This is a genomic window from Jatrophihabitans endophyticus (assembly GCF_900129455.1).
Lineage (GTDB): Bacteria > Actinomycetota > Actinomycetes > Mycobacteriales > Jatrophihabitantaceae > Jatrophihabitans > Jatrophihabitans endophyticus.
In genome coordinates, this window is the sequence record NZ_FQVU01000001.1 from 428408 (window position 1) to 447369 (window position 18962).

Below are 18962 nucleotides of genomic sequence, written 5' to 3' on the forward strand. Positions count from 1 at the left end.
GTCCCGACGGCGGCAGTCGCGGGCAACGGGCGTTCGGCGTGCGCCGTCGGAGTGGACGGTCCGGGCAGGGTGGTGGTCATACGCGGGCCCGTCCCATCGACTCGCCGAGAATGCCGGTCGGTCGGAACATGAGGATGACGATCAGCAGCACGAACGCCACGACGTCCTTCCACTGACCCCCGAAGAGCGTCTGTCCGTAGTTCTCTGCGAGACCCAGGATCATCCCGCCGAGCAGCGCCCCGCGCAGATTGCCGATGCCGCCGAGGACGGCGGCCACGAACGCCTTGATGCCGAGCAGGAAGCCGCCGTTGTAGAGGACAGTCGCCGGGCGGTACATCATGTACAACGCCGCGCCGATGCCCGCGACGATGCCGCCGATGACGAAGGTGAGCATGAAGACGCGCTCGCGGTTGACGCCCATCAGGGTCGCGGTCGTCGGGTCCTGCGCGACGGCCCGGATGCCGCGGCCGAGACGCGTCGTGCGGATGAACAGGTCGACGGCGAACATCAGGACGATCGCGGCGACGAAGAGCAGTATCTGCACGTTGGTGACCGGCGCGGAGAACAGGTTGAACTGCACGTTCTGCTGAACCACGAACAGCGCCGGCTGCGCGTTCTGACCGACGAAGTTGAAGTACAGCTGCTGGATGACCAGCGAGGCGCCGATGGCCGTGATCAGGAAGACCAGCGGCGGCGCGTTGCGCCCGCGCAGGGGACGGTAGGCCACCCGCTCGACCACCAGGGCGGTTCCACCGGATGCGAGCGCGGCGACCGCGACCGCGAGGATCGCGTAGAGCGCGATCTCGAACCCGGACACACCCCCCGGCACGACGCCGGGCTCGAAGCCGGTGAGGCGCAGTGTCGCGTAGGCCGCGAACGAGCCGGTGATGAACACCTCGGAGTGCGCGAAGTTGATCAGGCGCAGCACGCCGTAGACCAGGGTGTAGCCGATGGCGATGAGGGCGTAGACGGATCCGAAGGCGAGGCCCTGGACGGTGTTCGGCCAGAACAGGTCGACGAACGCCGACGTGTCGAAGCCGATCCAGTCCACGGCCATCGGCGTGACGGCGAGAGTCGAGCTCAAGGGGCGGGGCTCCTGCGGGTGTCGCGAGCGGTGAGGTGTCGTGCGATCGCTCCGGCCCGGGGGTCACCCGGGCCGGAGCGGAACATCACGGTCTTACGAGAGCTGCTTGTACTTGACGATCTCGTTGCCCTTGACCACGTAGGACCAGATGGCCACGGTGCCGGAGAGCTCTCCGTCGGCAGCGAACTTGTAGTGCTTGGTGATGCCGTCGGCGTCGTAACCCTTGACCCAGGTGAGCAGCTTGGCGCGGGTGGTGTTGCCCTTGTCGATGCCCGCGAGCTGGATGGTCGCGGCGTCGTAGGCCTCGGAGGAGTAGGTCTGCGGCTCGGTGCCGTAGGCCTTCTTGTACTCCGACGCGAACTTCGCGGCGGCGTCGGCCGGGACGCACGGGCAGGTGAAGTACGCGCCCTGCGCGGCGGACTGACCGGCAGCCTTGATGAACTCCGGGTCCTTCGTGCCGTCCGGCGCGACGAACTTGCCCTGGTAGCCCTGCTGCTTCAGCTGCTGGGCGAGCGGCCCCGCCTCCGGGTAGTACCCGGCATAGAAGACGGCGTCCGGCTGCGCGCCGACAACCTTGTTGACCGTGGCCGAGAAGTCGGTCTGCTTGGTCTTGACGTCGTCGGTGCAGGTCACCTTCGAGCCGAGCGCCTTCTTGACCGCGGCGCCGAGGCCGGTGCCGTACTCGGAGTCGTCCTGGATGACGCAGACCTTGCTGGCCTTCAGGTCGTCGGAGATGAACTTGGCGGCGGCGGGGCCCTGCGACGCGTCGTTGCCGAGCGCGCGGAAGAAGGTCTTCCAGCCGTTCTGGGACAGGCCGGGGTTGGTGGCCGACGGCGTGATGGTGACCAGACCGGCGCTGTTGAACGCCTTGCCGACCGCCTTCGACTCGCCGGAGAACGGCAGGCCGACGACACCGATGATGTCCTTGGAGTTGATCGCCTGGGTGACGACACCCGGCGCCTTGTCCGGTGAGCCCTCGGAGTCGAACTGCTTGAAGCCGACCTTGCAGCCGGGGTTGGCGGCGTTGTGCTGGTCGACGGCGAGCTTGGCACCATTGCGGATCGCCTGGCCCAGGGCCGCACTGTCGCCGTTGATGGTGCCGATGTAGGCGAGGCTCAGGCCGCTGGCGCACTTCGCCTTGCCGTCGCCCGCGGGCAGGACCGGCTTGAGCGCGGTCGCCGCCGGCGCCGAGCTGCTGGAGCTCGAGCTGCTCGTGCCACCCGACGGGGCGGCCGCGGTGTCGCTGCTGGTGTCACCACCCTTGCTGGAACATCCGGCCAGAGCCAGGGTGCCGGCGGTGAACGCCACCACCGCAGTTGTCAGTCGTCGTCGCACTGCTGAGCCTCCTGTGAGGGCTTCGAGACATGTTTCGTCGGCGCGCGCCGGTGGCGCAGCCGGTTGGCGGGACGTTAGCCGATCATGCGGGTGCTCGGAACCTAGCCGAACGGCCCTCGTCCGCGTCGTGACCAAATCTCCACCGACGGCCGAGGGGATTTGTCCGGTTACTCCGCGGTAACCGGCTCCTGGGTGGTGTCGCCACCCAGGACGAGCTCGGCGACGACCTTCATCGGACGGCGGTTGTCCATGGCGGCGCGCTGGATCCAGCGGAAGGCCTCGGGCTCGGACATGCCGTGCTCGGTCATCAACGCGCCCTTCGCCCGCTCGATCAGCTTGCGCGCCTCGAGGCGGTCCTTGAGCCCGGTGACCTCGGTCTCGAGCGCCCGCATCTCGGCGAAGCGCGAGGTCGCCATCTCGATGGCCGGGAGGAGGTCGCGCTTCTGGAACGGCTTGACGAGGTAGGCCATCGCACCGGCGTCGCGCGCGCGCTCGATGAGATCGCGCTGGCTGAACGCAGTGAGCATGACGACGGGCGCGATGCGCGCCTCGGTGATCTGCGCGGCCGCGGCGATGCCGTCCATCTTGGGCATCTTGATGTCGCAGATGACCAGGTCGGGGTCGAGCTCGCTCGCGAGGGCGACGGCCTGCTCGCCGTCGGCCGCCTCGCCGACGACGTCGAGCCCCTCCTCCTCGAGCATCTCGCGCAGGTCGAGGCGGATCAACGCCTCGTCCTCGGCGATCAGGACGCGGAGCCCGAGCTGTGACGGGGATCCGGCGGGCGAGGCTGCCATCTCGAGCGTCTCCGATCAGCCGACAACGTTGGCGACGAGTGCGAGTGATCAGCGTAGCGACGGTATTGTTTCGGTCGCACTACGCCCCTGTGATGGAACGGGAGACATGGCGCCCTCAAAAGGCGTTGCCGAAAGGCGTGTGGGTTCGAATCCCACCGGGGGCACCGAACGGACGGCGCGGCCGTCCGGTCAGCCGACGTCCTGGACGATCGAGATCTGCTGGTCGGGCGTGAAGCGGAACTCGGTGATCCCCACGAGCGCGCCGGACTTCCGGTCGACGCCGACGACGTAGACGAAGGCGTCGTGGTGCAGCGGGCCGACGGTCAGGCTGGAGGCGAAGGTCCGGTCGACCGCCGCCTCCCCCGGCGCGCCGCCGGCCGAGCCCCCGGTGAACTGGCTCCCCTCGCCGCCGCCGGTCAGCGGCACGCTCTCCGGCCCCGCCTGCTGGTGGGTGTGGCCGTCGAGGGCGAGCGTGACCTTGCCGCAGCCGTCGCGCAGCACCTGCTCGCCGACCGTCGGGTCGTGGGCGACCGCGATCAGCGGCGCGGTCGCCGAGCACGCGACACGCGCGATGCCCTGGGCCTGCTGGTCCAGGGCGCGGGTGCGCCCCGCGGCGGTGGCGGGCCGGATCCCCTCGCCGTAGCGGCTGGTGCGCGGGTCCGGGCTGCCGACGAAGCGCAGCCCGTCGGTCTCGACGACGTCCTTCTCGAGCGTCTTCATGCCCTGGTCCCGCTCGTCACGGACGGTCCGTGGCGAGTCGTGGTTGCCGCCGACCATCACGTCGGTGATGTCGGCGCGGCGCGACTGCTGCGCCAGGTTGCGGGTGCACACCGACTCGAAGGCGAAGGACCCGCTGAACGCGTCGTCGCCGGCACTGACCAGGGTGTGCACGCCGAGGCGGCGCAGCAGCGCGACCGTCACGCGGTCCATCCCGATGTTGCAGTGCCGGTCGGCGACGAAGCCGAACGAGGCGACGTCCTGGCCCGCTGTACCGACCGGCAGCGTGACGGTCCCCGTGTCGAGGCGCGCGAGCAGCCGATCGCGCAGCGTGTCGTAGTAGGCGTCGGTCTGGCCGGCGTAGGTCCGGATGTAATTGCGCGCCGCGACCAGGGCCGGGCTGAGCAGCCCGGAGACCTCGACGTCGGCCAGCGGCGTGCCCGCGAGGACGGGATTGCCGACCACCCGGCGCGGCGCGGGCAGGTGAGCCCGCCCCGACGGCACCAGCGCGACGACGAGGACGACGACGAGCGCCCCGGCGATCCGTACCGTCCACGTCCGCTCGGGGCGGCGGTAGGCCCGGCTCGTGGCCCGCGCCGCGCCGTCCGGATCGTGCGTGTGGTCGAAGGACCTCCGCCACCGCCGGTACCACCACCACGCCCCGGTCACGAGCAGCACCGCGACGGCGCCCCCGACGACCCAGCGCACGAGGTGCCAGATCAGCTCGTGGCGCACGTCGCTGACGAGCTGCTCGGGATCGCTGTAGGCGGCGACGTAGGCCGGCACCACGTCGGTGTTGAGCCTGCCGTTGCTCACGAGCTGCGCGGCGTCGAAGTCGATGACGGCACGGACGCCGACCGGCTCGCCGGCGAGCGTGCGCGACGACGCGCGGGTGAGCGTCACGAGCCCGGTCACGCCGATCCGGTCGACCGTCTCGCCCGGTTCGAGCCAGACCCGGGTGTCGCTGCCCGCGATCTCGACGTGGGCCGGCGTCACGACGCCGCCGATCAGTCCGAGGACCGCGCCCACGACCGCGAGCAGCAGCACGGCGAGCACACGCCGGGTGACGCGGCCGACCTGGGGTACTCGTGCGCCCGCCACCGGACCGACGGTACCGAGCGCCGCTGGTTACGCTCGCCGGCGTGAGCGACGTCCCGCACATGAGCGCGGCGGAGTTCCGCCGTCAGGGCCACGCGGTGATCGACTGGATCGCCGACTACCACGAGCGGCTGGAGTCCTTCCCGGTCCTGTCCCAGGTCGGCCCCGGCGACGTCCGGGCCGCGCTGCCGGCCGATCCCCCCGAGGTCGGCGAGCCCTTCGCCGACGTCCTCGCCGACATCGAGACGCGCATCCTGCCCGGCGTCACCCACTGGCAGCACCCGTCGTTCTTCGCGTACTTCCCGGCGAACGTCAGCGGCCCGTCGATCCTCGGCGACCTGCTGGCGGCCGGCCTCGGCGTGCAGGGGATGCTCTGGGCCACCTCCCCCGCCGCGACCGAGCTCGAGACCCACGTCCTCGACTGGTTGGCCACCCTGCTGGACCTGCCGGACCGGTTCCGGTCCGACGGCGCCGGGGGCGGGGTGATCCAGCACAGCGCGTCGGACGCCGCGCTGGTCGCGCTGCTGGCCGCCCTGCACCGCGTCACCGACGGCCGCAGCGAGCACGAGGGGGTCGCCGGCGGGCGCTTCGCCGTGTACACCTCCGAGCAGACCCACTCCTCGGTCGCGAAGGCCTGCCGGATCGCCGGCCTCGGTTCCGACTCGCTGCGGCTCGTGGACACCGATCCCCGCACGTTGCGGGCCCGACCGGACCGGCTGCGCGCGCTGATCGACGCGGACCGCACGGCGGGCGTCGTTCCCGTCCTCGTCGTGGCGTCGATCGGGACGACCGGCGTGGGCGCCGTCGACCCCGTCGCGGAGCTCGCCGCCATCGCTCACGAGGCCGGTGCGTGGCTGCACGTCGACGCCGCGTGGGCCGGGGTCGCCGCGGTGGTCCCGGAGCTGCACTGGCTCAACGACGGCCTCGATGCCGCCGACTCGTACGCCACCAACCCGCACAAGTGGCTGCTGACCAACTTCGACTGCGACGCCTTCTGGGTCGCCGATCGGACCGCCCTTGTCGGTGCGCTGTCGATCCTGCCCGAGTACCTGCGCAACGCCGCGACCGACTCCGGCGCCGTCGTCGACTACCGCGACTGGCAGGTGCCGCTGGGACGCCGGTTCCGCGCCCTCAAGCTCTGGGCCGTGATCCGCTGCTACGGCGGCGAGGGGCTTCGCGCACATGTGCGCAAACATGTGGCGTTGGCGGCCGAGTTCGCGACATGGGTGAGGACGGACGATCGGTTCGAGCTGGTCGCGCCGCCGTCGCTGTCGCTCGTGACCTTCCGGCTGCGCGCCGGGGACGACGCCACCCGGGCCCTGATGGACGCCGTCAACGGCTCGGGCGAGATGTACCTGACCCACACGGTCGTCGACGGCACGACGGCGCTGCGTCTGGCGATCGGCTCGCCGTGGACCGAGCAGCGGCACGTGCGCGCGGCCTGGGAGCTGCTGCGGGCGCGGGCCTGACCTCAGCCGGCCGTTCCGGGGCGGACCCGGACCATCCCCTCCTGGACGACGCTCGCGACCTGCACCCCGTCCTCGGCGAAGAAGCGACCCGACGCGAGCCCACGCCCACCCGACGCCGACGGCGAGTGCGTGCTGTACAGCAGCCAGCGGTCGGCGCGGAACGGCCGCTCGAACCACATCGCATGGTCGAGCGAGGCGAGCGACACGTCGTCGAGACCGACGGCGAGCCCGTGGCGCGCCATCACCGAGTCGAGCAGCGTCATGTCCGAGGCGTAGGTCAGCACGCAGACGTGCAGCAGCGGGTCGTCCGGCAGCTCACCGTCGGCCCGCATCCACACCCGGCTGTCGCCGTCGCGCGGACCCTTCGCCCGCTGCACCCAGGTGGGGTCGTCCACCCATCGCAGGTCGATCGGCTTGGGCATCTCCCGCCACTGGTCGACCGCCTCGGGCCAGTCGCCGAAACGGTTGAGCAGCGGCGGCAGCGCGTCCGGCGTCGGCACCTCGGGCATCGTCGACTGGTGGTCGATGCCGTCCTGCACCAGCTGGAACGACGCCGACAGCGAGAAGATGACGTGACCGTCCTGCTTGGCGATCACCCGGCGAACGCTGAACGACCGGCCGTCGCGCACGCGGTCGACCTCGTACACGATGGGCTTCGCGGAGTCGCCCGCCCGGATGAAGTACGAGTGCAGCGAGTGCACGTGCCGGTCGGGGTCGACCGTCCGGCCCGCCGCGACGAGCGCCTGCCCGGCCACCTGACCGCCGAACACCCGCATCCACCGCGTCCGCACGCTCTGGCCGCGGAAGATGTCGCGCTCGATCCGCTCCAGGTCGAGCAACGTCACCAGCGAGTCGACCGCCGCCTGCCCCTGCAGGCCGTCAGTCATGACGCAGGACGTCCCCGATGTGGTGGACGCGGATGGTGTTCGTGGCACCGGGCGTCGACGGCGGCGTCCCCGCCACGACGATGACGAGATCGTGCGGATGGCACACGCCGCGGCTGACGAGAGCGGAGTCGACCTGGCGGACCATGTCGTCGGTGGTGTTGACCGTCCACACCAGGTGGGCCTCGGCGCCCCAGAGCAGCGCCATCTGCCGCTGCACGGTCTCGAGCGGCGTGAACACGAGCAGCCGCTGCGACGGCTGCAGCCGCGAGAGGCGGCGGGCGGTGTCGCCGGTCTGCGTGAACGCCACCAGCGCCACCGCGCCGAGCGAGTCGCCGATGTCCTTGGCCGCCTTCACGATCGCACCGCCGGACGTGCGCGGGATGTGCTGCAGCCCGCCGGCCCGCGGGCCGGACGCCTCGACCGAGCGGATGATGCGGCTCATCGTCGCGACCGCCTGCACCGGGTACTTGCCGACGCTGGTCTCGCCCGAGAGCATCACGGCGTCGGCGCCGTCGATCACCGCGTTGGCGACGTCGGAGGCCTCGGCGCGGGTCGGGCGCGAGTGCGTGATCATCGACTCGAGCATCTGCGTCGCGACGATGACCGGCTTGGCGTTGTCGCGGCAGATCTGCACCGCCCGCTTCTGCACCACCGGCACCTGCTCCAGGGGCATCTCGACGCCGAGGTCGCCGCGGGCGACCATCATGCCGTCGAAGGCGAGGACGACCTCCTCGAGCCGGTCGACGGCCTCGGGCTTCTCCAGCTTCGCGATCACCGGCACCCGGACGCCGACCTCGTCCATGACCTTGTGGACGAGCTTGACGTCCTCGGGGTTGCGCACGAAGGACAGCGCGACGAAGTCGACGCCGAGCCGCAGCGCGAACTCGAGGTCCTCGGCGTCCTTGTCCGACATCGCCGGCACGCTGACATCCACGCCGGGCAGCGACAGGCCCTTGCTGTCGCTGACGACCCCGCCCTCGGCGACGTCGCACACGACGTCGGTGCCGTCCTCGACGTCGACCGCGATCAGCGCGACGTTGCCGTCGTCCACGAGCAGCCGGTCGCCGGGGCGGACGTCGGCGGCGAGGTTCTTGTAGGTGGTGGAGACCCGGTCGTGGGTGCCCACGCAGTCCTCCACGGTGACGCGGATGCGCTCGCCCGTCGCCCAGGTGACCGGCCCGTCGGCGAAGCGGCCGAGTCGGATCTTGGGACCCTGCAGGTCGGCGAGCACCGCCACGTTGCGCCCCGCGGCCCGGGCCGCCTCGCGCACCTCGTGGAAGCGGCGGCCGTGGTCGGCGTGCACGCCGTGGCTGAAGTTGAGGCGCGCCACGTCCATGCCGGCCTCCACGAGCGCGCGCGCCCGCTCGGGGGTGTCGGTCGACGGACCGAGCGTGCAGACGATCTTGGCGTGCCGGATCACACTCCTAGCGTAGGGGCTCGCGCCCCGGCGCCGCAGCCAACGCCTCGGGTCGCGGCTTGTCGGACTCGCACACCCGCGACTGGCGACCTGTTCGGCCGACTGGCGACCTACGCGCCGACTGGCGACCTATAGGTCGCCAGTCGGCTGCGAAGTCGCCAGTCAACGGGACGGGCCTAGGACTTCGCGGCCGCCATGACGGCCTCGTCGACGTCCTCGCCGAGCTCCTCGGCGCGCCGGGTGGCCTCGAGGACCTTGCGGAAGTCCCGCGGGACGACCGCGGTGAACCGCGCGACGGCGGCCGGCCAGTCGGCGAGCAGCGCCGCCGCGACCGGTGAGTCGGTGTACGCCACGTGCGCCTCGACGATCCCGCGCAGGCGGTCGGCCTCGTCGGCCGGCACGTCGGCGAGGTCCACGAGCTCACGGTTGACGATGCGCGGGTCGAGGTCGAGCACGTAGGCCCAGCCGCCGGACATCCCGGCGCCCAGGTTGCGGCCGGTGGCACCGAGGATCACCGCGGTGCCGCCGGTCATGTACTCGAGCGCGTGATCGCCCACTCCCTCGGCCACCACCGTCGCCCCCGAGTTGCGGACGCAGAACCGCTCCCCCACGACGCCGCGCAGGTAGATCTCCCCGCCCGTCGCGCCGTAGGCGATGACGTTGCCCGCGACCACGTTGTCCTCGGCGACGAAGGGCGCCGCCTCGTCCGGCCGGATCGCGACGACGCCGCCGGACAGTCCCTTGCCGGCGAAGTCGTTGGTGTCACCGAAGAGCCGCAGCGTGATGCCCCGCGGCACGAAGGCGCCGAACGACTGGCCGCCCGAGCCGCGGAACGTCACGTCGATGGTGCCGTCGGGGAGGCCGGCGGCCCCGTAGCGCCGCGACACGAGCGAACCCAGCATCGTGCCGACGGTGCGGTTGACGTTGCGCACCGGCAGCTCCAGCGTGACCGGTGAGCCGTCGAGCAACGCGCCTTCGCACAGCTGGATCAACGTGTTGTCCAGGGCGGCGTCGAGGCCGTGGTCCTGCTCGCGGGAACGGGTCAGCGTCTGGCGGTACGGGTTGGCCGGCACGCTCAGGATCGGGGTGAGGTCGAGCCCGTCGGCCTTCCAGTGGTCGATCGCCTTCGCGGTGTCCAGCAGGTCGACGTGCCCGATGGCCTCGTCCAGCGACCGGAACCCGAGCGAGGCGAGCAGCTCGCGGACCTGCTGGGCGATGAACTCGAAGAACGTCACCACGAACTCGGGCTTGCCGGTGAAACGCTCCCGCAGCACCGGGTTCTGCGTCGCGACGCCGACGGGGCAGGTGTCGAGGTGGCAGACGCGCATCATGATGCAGCCCGACACGATCAGCGGTGACGTCGCGAAGCCGTACTCCTCGGCGCCGAGCAGGGCGGCCACGACGACGTCCTTGCCCGTCTTCATCGCACCGTCGACCTGGACGGTGATCCGGTCGCGCAGCCCGTTGAGCAGCAGCGTCTGCTGTGTGTCGGCCAACCCGAGCTCCCACGGCAGGCCGGCGTGCTTGAGCGAGGTCAGCGGCGCCGCGCCGGTGCCGCCGTCGTGGCCGGAGATGAGCACGACGTCGGCGTGGGCCTTCGAGACGCCGGCGGCCACGGTGCCCACGCCCGCCTCGGAGACGAGCTTGACGTGCACCCGCGCCTGCGGGTTCGCGTTCTTGAGGTCGTGGATGAGCTGGGCGATGTCCTCGATGGAGTAGATGTCGTGGTGCGGCGGCGGCGAGATCAGCCCCACGCCCGGCGTGGAGTTCCGGGTGCGGGCGATCCACGGGTAGACCTTGTAGCCGGGCAGCTGGCCGCCCTCGCCCGGCTTCGCGCCCTGCGAGATCTTGATCTGCAGGTCGTCGGCGTTCACGAGGTAGTGGCTGGTGACGCCGAAGCGGCCGGACGCGATCTGCTTGACCGCCGAGCGCCGCGAGTCGCCGTTGGCGTCGGGGGTGAAGCGCCGCGCGTCCTCGCCGCCCTCGCCGCTGTTCGAGCGGCCGCCGAGGCGGTTCATCGCGATGGCGAGCGTCTCGTGCGCCTCGGCCGAGATCGAGCCGTAGGACATCGCGCCCGTCGCGAACCGGGTGACGATCGACGAGACCGGCTCGACCTGGTCCACCGGCACGGGCTCGCGCACACCGCGCTTGAACTCGAACAGGCCCCGCAGCGTCCCGCCCTCGCGGTTGAGGCGGTCGACGGTGTCGGCGTACTGCTGGAACACCTCGTACTGCCGTGAGCGGGTGGCGTGCTGCAGCAGGAAGACCGTCTCGGGGTTGAACAGGTGCAGCTCGCCCTCGCGGCGCCACTGGTACTCGCCGCCGACCTCGAGGCGCCGGTGGGCGCGCGAGGTGTCGACGAGCGGGTAGGCCGACTCATGCCGCTTCTCGACCTCGGCGGCGATCTCGGTCAGGCCGATGCCCCCCAGGCGGGACGGCGTGCCGCCGAAGAACTCGTCCACCAGCGGCTGCGCGAGGCCGAACGCCTCGAAGACCTGCGCACCGGTGTAGCTCTGGATCGTCGAGATGCCCATCTTGGACATCACCTTGAGCACGCCCTTGCTCAGCGCCTTGACGTAGTTGCCGATCGCCTTGTCGGCGGTGACGCCCTCGATGAGCCCCGAGCCGACGAGGTCGTCGATGGTCTCGAAGGCGAGATACGGGTTCACCGCCGCGGCGCCGTACCCGACGAGCAGCGCGATGTGGTGCACCTCGCGGGCCTCGCCGGTCTCGACGACCAGCCCCGCCTGCGTGCGCTGGCCGGTGCGCACCAGGTGCTGGTGGACGGCCGAGGTGAGCAGCAGCGACGGGATCGGCGCGTGGTCGGGGTCGCAGTCGCGGTCGGAGAGGATGAGGATCCGCACGCCGGCCTCGACTGCGGCCGAACACTCGCGGCGGACCCGTTCCAGCGCGGCCGCGAGGGCCTCACCGCCGCCGTGCACCCGGTACCGGCCGTCGATCAGCTGGCAGCGGAAGCCGGGCATGTCGCCGTCGGCGTTGACGTGCCAGATCTTGGCGAGCTCCTCGTTGTCGATGACCGGCCGCGGGATGACGATCTGCCGGCACGACGCCGGGCCGGGATCGAGCAGGTTGAGCTCGGGGCCGATGCCGCCGGCCAGCGAGGTGACGAGCTCCTCGCGGATCGCGTCGAGCGGCGGGTTCGTGACCTGCGCGAACAGCTCGCTGAAGTAGTCGAACAGCAGCCGGGGGCGCTTGGACATCACCGCCACCGGCGTGTCGGTGCCCATCGACCCGATGGGTTCCGCGGCGGCCTTGGCCATCGGCGAGATGAGGACGCGCAGCTCCTCCTCGGAGTACCCGAAGATCTGCTGGCGGCGCACGACCGACTCGTGGGTGAAGACGGTGCGCTCGCGCGGCGGCAGCTCGTCGAGCTGGACGAGCCCCGCGTGCAGCCACTCGCCGTACGGGTGCTGCGCGGCGAGCTCGCCCTTGACGGCGTCGTCGTCGCGGATCTCGCCCCGCTCGGTGTCGACGAGGAACATCCGCCCCGGTTGCAGGCGGCCCTTGGCCACCACCGTGGCGGGCTCGAGATCGAGCACGCCGGACTCGCTGCCGAGCACCACCAGCCCGTCGGCGGTCTGCCACCAGCGTCCGGGGCGCAACCCGTTGCGGTCGAGGACGGCGCCGATGACGCTGCCGTCGGTGAAGCTCACGCACGCCGGGCCGTCCCACGCCTCCATGACGTTGGCGTGGAACTCGTAGAACGCCCGCCGGTCGACGGGCATGTCCGGGTTGTTCTCCCACGCCTCCGGGATCATCATCAGCACCGCGTGCGGCAGCGAGCGGCCACCCAGGTGCAGCAGCTCGAGCACCTCGTCGAAGGTCGCCGAGTCGCTCGCGTCCGGCGTGCAGATCGGGAACAGCCGCTTGAGCTCGCCGGGGATGAGGTCGGATTTCAGCAGCGCCTCGCGGGTGCGCATCCAGTTGCGGTTGCCGCGGATGGTGTTGATCTCGCCGTTGTGCGCGATGTAGCGGTACGGGTGGGCGAGCGGCCACGACGGGAACGTGTTCGTCGAGAAGCGGCTGTGCACCAGGCCGATGGCGCTGTCGAAGCGCGGGTCGCCGAGGTCGGGGAAGACCGTGCCGAGCTGGTCGGTCGTGAGCATGCCCTTGTAGACGAGGGTGCGCGTCGACAGCGACGGGAAGTACAGCTCGACCTGGGCCTCGCGCGCGCGCCGCTCGGCAACCTTGCGCAGGGCATAGGCGCGCCGCTCGAGCTCCAACCCGTGCGCGCCGTCGGCGCCGCGCACGAACAGCTGCGCGAAGGCGGGCATCACGCTCTTGGCCGTCGACCCGAGCTCGGCGGTGACGGTGGGCAGCTCACGCCAGCCCAGGACGGTGAGACCCTCGCCGGTGGCGACCGCCTCGACGAGCTCGACGGTGCGGGCCCGCTCCTCGTCGTCGGTGGGCAGGAAGACGTTGCCGACGGCGTACGCGCCCGCGGCGGGCAGTGCGAACTCGCAGACCTCGCGCAGGAAGGTGTCGGGCACCTGGACGGTGATCCCCGCGCCGTCGCCGGAGGACGGCTCGGCGCCCGCGGCGCCGCGGTGATCGAGGTTGTGCAGCGCGGTCAGCGCCTGCTCGACGATGCGGTGCGACCGGCGGCCGTGGATGTCGGCGACGAACGCGACACCGCAGGCGTCGTGCTCGAACCGCGGGTCGTACAGGCCCTGCGCTTCGGGCACGGCGGAGAAGAGGCTGCGCACGCAAACTCCCGTCATTCGGTGCGTGAAGGCCGTACCCGCGCGGGGTGCGCGGGCGGGGCTTCGGCGGAAGGGACGACGTCGGCCCGGTGGAGCGGCTCCCAGGTTACCGCCAGGTTTCGCGCGGGTACCAGCGCCGCCCGTCCTACCGGATCACCGCGGCACCGCTCGCCGCGGCATCGCTCACCGCGGCACCGCTCACCGTGGCCATGCCGCCCGTAGCTGTGCCTCGATGCCGGGGCGGTCGTGCTCGGGGATCTGCTTGCCCTCGCGGTCGGTCACGTAGAACGCGTCCACGACGACGCCGGCCAGCGACGACACGCGGGCGGCGCGGATGTCGAGCCCGGCGGCCTCCAGAGCGGCGGTGATGCGACTCAGCAGGCCGATCTCGTCCTCGCCGCGGAACTCGAGGACCGTGGCGTCGGCGGAGTCGTCGAACCACAGCATCGTCGGACGCCGGCGGGGCTCGCCCGGAGCACGGCGCGAGTACGTCTCCTCCTTCTGCCGCAGCTTGTCGGCGAGGCCGAGCTCGCCGCGCATCGCGACCGCGAGGTCCTGGCGGACGCGGGCCGGGTCGGGCAGCTGCCCGAAACGCGGGTGCACCACGAAGCGGTTCACCGCCATGCCGGCGTGGGTGGCGATCGAGGCCTCCCGGACGTCGAGCGAGTGCAGGGCGAGCACGCCGGCGGTGCGGTACAGCGTGCCCGGGGTGTCGGCCGCCGCCACCACGACCTCGTCCCCGGTGACCACGACGGCCAGGGCGCCCGCCTCGGCGAGCGCACGCCGCTCGTCGTCGAGCGGGCTGACCTCGGGTGCGCGCCGGCCGCCGATCGCCGCGCGGGTCCGCTCGACGAGCTCGTCGACCAGCCGGCCGCGCCACTCGCTCCAGGCGCCCGGCCCGGTGGCGGCCGCGTCGGCGCGCGTCAGCACGAGCAGCAGGTCGAGCAGGTCGAGCGAGTCGTCGACGGACTCGCGGACGATGGTGATCGTCATCGGGTCGTCGAGGTCGCGGCGGGTCGCGGTGTGCGGCAGCAACAGGTGATGGCGCACCAGCCCGACGAGGACGTCGAGATCCGCTCCCGCGTACCCCAGCCGCCGCGCGATCGTCTCGGCGTGGACGGCGCCGGTCACCGAGTGGTCGCCGCCCGGGTAGCCCTTGCCGATGTCGTGCAGCAGCGCGCCGAGGACGAGCAGGTCCGGCCGTTCCACCTCGTCGTCGCGCTCGGCGGCCGCCGCGGCGCACTCCAGCAGGTGACGGTCGACGGTGTAGCGGTGCACCGGGTCGCGCTGGGCCCGGCAGCGCACGGCGTCCCACTCCGGGATCAGGGCGACGAGCAGGCCGGCCTGGTCGAGCGCCTCCAGCACCCCGATCGCGCGACGGCCGGTGCCGAGCACGGCCAGCAGGTCCCCCAGGGCGGCGCTCGGCCAGGGTGCGGGCAGCGGCGCCGACTCCGAGGCCAGCCGTTCGAGGGCGAACGGCGCGATCGGCAGGTCGTTCTCGGCGGCGGCGCGCGCGACCCGCAGCACGAGCCCCGGGTCGGCCCAGGGGTCGGCGTCGCGGGCGAGGACGACCTCGCCGTCCTGGGCGACGACGTCCTTGGCCAGGCCGATCCGCTCCGGCCCGGACGAACGCTGGCCGAACAGCCGCCGGCGGGGTCGCGACGCCCCCGGTGCCGATCCGACGCGTCGCCACGCCACGTCCACGGCGTGCGCGATGGAGCGCGCCGCCTCGTTGACGCGGCGCAGCAGCTGGTCGCGGGCCTGCTCGACCGCGACCCCGGTGTCGGTGTCGGTGAGGCCGAGCGCCGTCGCGACGCCGTCGTGCTCCTGCTGGCGCAGGACGTCCTCGGCGCGACCGGTCAGCCGGTGCAGCTCGCCGCGCACGTCGAGCAACACCGGGTAGGCCTCGCGCACCCAGACCGGGTAGTCGACGAGCTGCGCCGCGGCGAGCGCGTGCAGCGCCTGCGCGTCGCGCAGGCCGCCGCGGGACTCCTTGAGGTTCGGCTCGAGCAGGTACGCGGCCTCGCCCGCGATCGCCCACCGCTCCCGCGAGATCTCGCGCAGTTCGGGCATCCGTTTCACCGCGGTGGCGCGCCAGACGTCGAGCACCGCCGAGCGGACCTGGCCGGTCAGGCCGGCGTCGCCCGCGATGTGACGGATGTCGAGCAGGCCGAGCAGCGCCTTGAGGTCGGTCCGGGCCACCGCCACCGCCTGGTCCGGCGTGCGTACCGAGTGGTCGAGGCTGACGCCGCTGTCCCAGACCGGGTACCAGACGGCGTCCGCGACGTCGCCCAGTCCGGCGACTCCGCCGTCGTGCAGCAGCACGAGGTCCAGGTCGGAGTACGGCGCCGGCTCCCGGCGCCCCAGGCCGCCCACCGCGACGAGCGCCAGCCCCGGTCTGTCGGCCAGCAGCGGCCGGAGCCAGCCGTCGACGGTGTCGGAGAGCTCGTGGCGCAGCCGGGCACCGACGAGTCCGGGCCGGCGCAGCACGCCGGCCCGGAGCTCGCCCAGATTGTCAGATCGCGTCGGCGTCGCGCTCTCCCGTCCTCACCCGCACGAGCCCTTCGACCGGCGTGACCCAGACCTTGCCGTCGCCGATCTTGCCCGTCCGGGCCGCCTCGACGATCGCGCTCACGAGCTTGTCGACGTCGGTCTCGGCGACGATGACCTCGATCTTGACCTTGGGCACGAAGTCGACGGTGTACTCCGCGCCGCGGTAGACCTCGGTGTGCCCGCGCTGCCGGCCGAAGCCCTGCACCTCGCTCACCGTGAGGCCCTGGACCCCCAGGACCTCGAGTGCCGCCTTCACGTCGTCCAACTTGAACGGCTTGACGACTGCGGTGATCTGCTTCACGCGAGGGCCCCTTCCTTGCTGATCGTGGCTGCGGTCGTGGTGCCCGTACCCGGGATGCCGGCGGAGCGACCGTCGAGATCGTAGGCGGACTCGCCGTGCTCGGCGAAGTCGATGCCGTCGACCTCCTCCTCGTCGGTGATGCGCCAGCCGATCGTGAACTTGATCGCGAAGCCGATGATCGCGGTCGCGACGCCCGACCACAGGATCGCGATGCCCGCGCCGGCCGCCTGGTCACCGAGCGAGGCGAGGCCGCCGCCGTGGAACAGCCCGTCCACGCCGCCGGCGCCCGCCTTGACCGAGAACAGGCCGATGAGGACGGTGCCGATGATGCCGCCGACGAGGTGGACGCCCACGACGTCGAACGAGTCGTCGAAGCCGAGCTTGAACTTCAGGCTGACCGCCCACGCGCAGACGCCGCCGGCGATGGCGCCGATGCAGATCGCGCCGACGAGGTCGACCGCACCGCACGCCGGGGTGATGGCGACCAGACCGGCCACGATGCCCGACGCCGCGCCGAGGGCGGACGCCTTCTTGTGCAGGATGCGCTCGACGAGCAGCCAGCCGAGCATCGCGGCCATGGTGGCGATGGTGGTGTTGAGGAAGGTGCGGCCGGTCTCGGACACGAACTGGGCGATGTTGGCCTTGTCGCCCGATGCCGACTCGCCGAAGACGTTGCCGAGCACGATCGAGCCGACGTTGAAGCCGTACCAACCGACCCACAGCAGCCCGGCACCGAGCATCGTCAGCGTCAGGTTGTGCGGGCGCATCGGGTCGCGCGGCCAGTTGACCCGCTTGCCGACGATGAGCGCGAGCACCAGGCCGGCCACACCGGCGTTGATGTGCACCGCGGTGCCGCCGGCGTAGTCCTGCGCGCCGATCGTGCTGCCGATGTAGCCGCCGCCGAAGACCATGTGCGCCAGCGGGAAGTACGACAGCGTCACCCAGAACGGCAGGAACACGATCCAGCTCGACAGCTTGACCCGGTCGGCGACCGCGCCGCTGATGAGCGCCGCCGTGATCGCGGCGAAGGTCAGCTGGAACATCACGAAGATGTAGTTGTCGGGCGTGACGTCCTTGAGCCCGAAGAGCGTGAACGGGTTGGCGAAGAGCTTGCCGTCGCCGCTGAACCCGTCGCCGAACGACTCCGACCAGCCCCACAACACGTAGACGATGCCGACGACGCCCATCGACACGAACGACATCATCATCATGTTGAGCACGGACTTGGACCGCGACATCCCGCCGTAGAAGAACGCGAGCGCCGGGGTGGTCATCATGAGCACGAGCAGCGTCGCGACGATCATGAAGGCGTAATAGCCGTCCACCAAACCTCCACCAGAGTTGGCCTTGTGGGTCCGCGCACCGCCGTCGCCCCAGCGACCCGTCGCGGCCCATCGATCGCTCTGCACTCTCGGCGTCGCACGTTTCCTCGAACCGCCGGTGGTGTTTCAGGCGCGTAACACGGCGCACGTCACTACGTCCGGGGACCGCTCAGCGCGGACTATGCCCGAGATGCCCGTTACCGCCGCCGCGGCCGTCACCCCGTCGACTGGCGACTTATCACTCGACTGGCGAGCTGTAGCTCGCCAGTCGAGCGGAAGATCGCCAGTCGCGAGACGAAGTCGCCAGTCGAACGGCAGATCGCCGGTCGCGGACGACTGGCAGGATCGGCGCGTGACCACGCCGCGGCAGCGCTCGAACCGGGCGCTGCTGCGGGCCCGCGACGTCATGGACCGCTGCTTCGCCGACGAGTTGGACGTCGCGGCGTTGGCGGCCGTCGCCCACGTCTCCCCGGCCCACTTCAGCCGCAGCTTCAAGCAGACGTTCGGCGAGACGCCGCACCGCTACCTGCAGCGGCGTCGCGTCGAACGGGCGATGTTCCTGCTGCGGACGACCGACGACCCGGTGACCGGCATCTGCGTCGCCGTCGGCTTCGCCAGTCTGGGGACGTTCAGCCGGACGTTCCGCGACGTCGTCGGCACGTCGCCGAGCGACTACCGGGCGGCCCGACCCGCGACGCAGCAGCCGGTGCCGACCTGCTTCGCCCTCTCCTGGACCCGGCCGAGCAGCCGAGCAGTTTCGGAGAAGCACGCGGCGGCCTCGGAGCCCTAGCGTCAGCGACGTCAGCAACGACCGACAGGGAGCCAACCGCGCCATGTGGAACTCGATCAACATCTCGCACGTGTTCGTCCTCGACCAGGAGCAGGCCAAGCAGTTCTACGTCGACACGCTCGGCCTCGAGGTCGGCGCCGACATGGACTTCGGGCCGATGCGCTGGCTCACCGTCCGGGTGCCCGGCGACCCCGGTCGCGAGATCTTTCTCGAGCTCGCCGGCCCGCCATCCCTGGACGAGACCAGCGCCGCGCAGGTCCGCGACCTCGTCACCAAGGGTGCTACCGGGTTCTCCTTCGGCCTGACCACCGACGACTGCCGCCAGACCTACGAGACCCTCAAGGCACGCGGCGTCGAGTTCACGCAGGAACCGACGCAGCAGCCCTACGGCGTCGACTGCGGGGCACGCGACCCGTTCGGCAACCACTTCCGCATCGTGCAGCCGGCCGGGCCGCCGGCGGGCGACTGACC

Annotated in this window: 13 protein-coding genes and 1 tRNA gene; 4 read left to right on the top strand and 10 right to left on the bottom strand. The window is 71.6% G+C overall.

All coding sequences use genetic code 11. From position 1 onward, the window contains the following. Positions 1-76 precede the first annotated feature (76 nt). The 3 genes from BUE29_RS01995 to BUE29_RS02005 form a co-directional block, all read right to left on the bottom strand. Positions 77-1057 carry a branched-chain amino acid ABC transporter permease gene (locus tag BUE29_RS01995; RefSeq protein ID WP_073385246.1) on the bottom strand — a complete coding sequence of 327 codons (981 nt, stop codon included), beginning with the start codon at positions 1055-1057 and terminating at the stop codon, positions 77-79. 120 nt (positions 1058-1177) lie between these two features. After that, positions 1178-2392 carry a branched-chain amino acid ABC transporter substrate-binding protein gene (locus BUE29_RS02000; RefSeq protein WP_084180723.1) on the bottom strand — a complete coding sequence of 405 codons (1215 nt, stop codon included), beginning with the start codon at positions 2390-2392 and terminating at the stop codon, positions 1178-1180. A 194-nt stretch (positions 2393-2586) separates the two neighbouring features. Next, positions 2587-3213, bottom strand: a complete 627-nt coding sequence (locus BUE29_RS02005) for an ANTAR domain-containing response regulator (RefSeq protein WP_073385250.1) — start codon at positions 3211-3213, stop codon at positions 2587-2589. A gap of 83 nt (positions 3214-3296) precedes the next feature. Between BUE29_RS02005 and BUE29_RS02010 the strand changes: the two genes are divergently transcribed. After that, a tRNA-Leu gene (locus BUE29_RS02010) sits at positions 3297-3377 on the top strand. Positions 3378-3402: 25 nt separating this feature from the next. Here BUE29_RS02010 and BUE29_RS02015 read toward each other — a convergent pair. After that, positions 3403-5031 carry a metallophosphoesterase family protein gene (locus tag BUE29_RS02015; protein WP_143167932.1) on the bottom strand — a complete coding sequence of 543 codons (1629 nt, stop codon included), beginning with the start codon at positions 5029-5031 and terminating at the stop codon, positions 3403-3405. Positions 5032-5072: 41 nt separating this feature from the next. Here BUE29_RS02015 and BUE29_RS02020 point away from each other — a divergent pair, with 41 nt between their 5' ends. After that, positions 5073-6497, top strand: coding sequence for a pyridoxal-dependent decarboxylase (locus tag BUE29_RS02020; protein ID WP_200799999.1), 1425 nt, complete (start codon positions 5073-5075; stop codon positions 6495-6497). Between the two features lie 2 nt (positions 6498-6499). On the opposite strand, the gene BUE29_RS02025 is transcribed toward BUE29_RS02020, so the two are convergent. The 6 genes from BUE29_RS02025 to BUE29_RS02050 all read right to left on the bottom strand — a co-directional run bounded on the left by BUE29_RS02025 (position 6500) and on the right by BUE29_RS02050 (position 17683). Beyond that, entirely contained in the window at positions 6500-7384 is an 885-nt protein-coding gene (locus BUE29_RS02025) for an acyl-CoA thioesterase (protein WP_073385254.1), read from the bottom strand. Continuing rightward, positions 7377-8804 carry a pyruvate kinase gene (gene pyk / locus BUE29_RS02030; protein ID WP_073385256.1) on the bottom strand — a complete coding sequence of 476 codons (1428 nt, stop codon included), beginning with the start codon at positions 8802-8804 and terminating at the stop codon, positions 7377-7379. Before pyk ends, BUE29_RS02025 begins: the two co-directional genes overlap by 8 nt. 173 nt (positions 8805-8977) lie before the next feature. Then, a complete protein-coding gene (gene gltB / locus BUE29_RS02035) occupies positions 8978-13543 on the bottom strand; it encodes a glutamate synthase large subunit (protein ID WP_073385258.1) in 4566 nt (1521 codons plus the stop codon). A gap of 180 nt (positions 13544-13723) precedes the next feature. Continuing rightward, a complete protein-coding gene (locus BUE29_RS02040; RefSeq protein WP_200800000.1) occupies positions 13724-16015 on the bottom strand; it encodes a [protein-PII] uridylyltransferase in 2292 nt (763 codons plus the stop codon). Positions 16016-16040: 25 nt separating this feature from the next. Then, the gene (locus BUE29_RS02045) at positions 16041-16379 is read right to left on the bottom strand and encodes a P-II family nitrogen regulator (RefSeq protein WP_073385262.1); all 339 of its coding nucleotides are present in this window, start codon (positions 16377-16379) and stop codon (positions 16041-16043) included. Further along, positions 16376-17683 carry an ammonium transporter gene (locus tag BUE29_RS02050; RefSeq protein WP_073386824.1) on the bottom strand — a complete coding sequence of 436 codons (1308 nt, stop codon included), beginning with the start codon at positions 17681-17683 and terminating at the stop codon, positions 16376-16378. The genes BUE29_RS02045 and BUE29_RS02050 overlap by 4 nt, the downstream gene beginning before the upstream one ends. Positions 17684-18107: 424 nt before the next feature. On the opposite strand from BUE29_RS02050, the gene BUE29_RS02055 reads away from it, so the two are divergent. Continuing rightward, positions 18108-18491, top strand: a complete 384-nt coding sequence (locus BUE29_RS02055) for a helix-turn-helix transcriptional regulator (protein WP_084180724.1) — start codon at positions 18108-18110, stop codon at positions 18489-18491. 43 nt (positions 18492-18534) lie between these two features. After that, positions 18535-18960, top strand: coding sequence for a VOC family protein (locus BUE29_RS02060; protein ID WP_073385266.1), 426 nt, complete (start codon positions 18535-18537; stop codon positions 18958-18960). Positions 18961-18962: the final 2 nt, after the last annotated feature.

What these genes read in the sequence shown, in the direction of transcription:
- BUE29_RS02005 (WP_073385250.1), bottom strand. Translation starts at nt 3,213, where the DNA reads ATGGCAGCCTCGCCCGCCGGATCCCCGTCACAGCTCGGGCTCCGCGTC.
- BUE29_RS02050 (WP_073386824.1), bottom strand. Translation starts at nt 17,683, where the DNA reads ATGATCGTCGCGACGCTGCTCGTGCTCATGATGACCACCCCGGCGCTC.
- BUE29_RS02060 (WP_073385266.1), top strand. Translation starts at nt 18,535, where the DNA reads ATGTGGAACTCGATCAACATCTCGCACGTGTTCGTCCTCGACCAGGAG.
- BUE29_RS02055 (WP_084180724.1), top strand. Translation starts at nt 18,108, where the DNA reads ATGGACCGCTGCTTCGCCGACGAGTTGGACGTCGCGGCGTTGGCGGCC.
- gltB (WP_073385258.1), bottom strand. Translation starts at nt 13,543, where the DNA reads ATGACGGGAGTTTGCGTGCGCAGCCTCTTCTCCGCCGTGCCCGAAGCG.
- BUE29_RS02025 (WP_073385254.1), bottom strand. Translation starts at nt 7,384, where the DNA reads ATGACTGACGGCCTGCAGGGGCAGGCGGCGGTCGACTCGCTGGTGACG.
- BUE29_RS01995 (WP_073385246.1), bottom strand. Translation starts at nt 1,057, where the DNA reads ATGGCCGTGGACTGGATCGGCTTCGACACGTCGGCGTTCGTCGACCTG.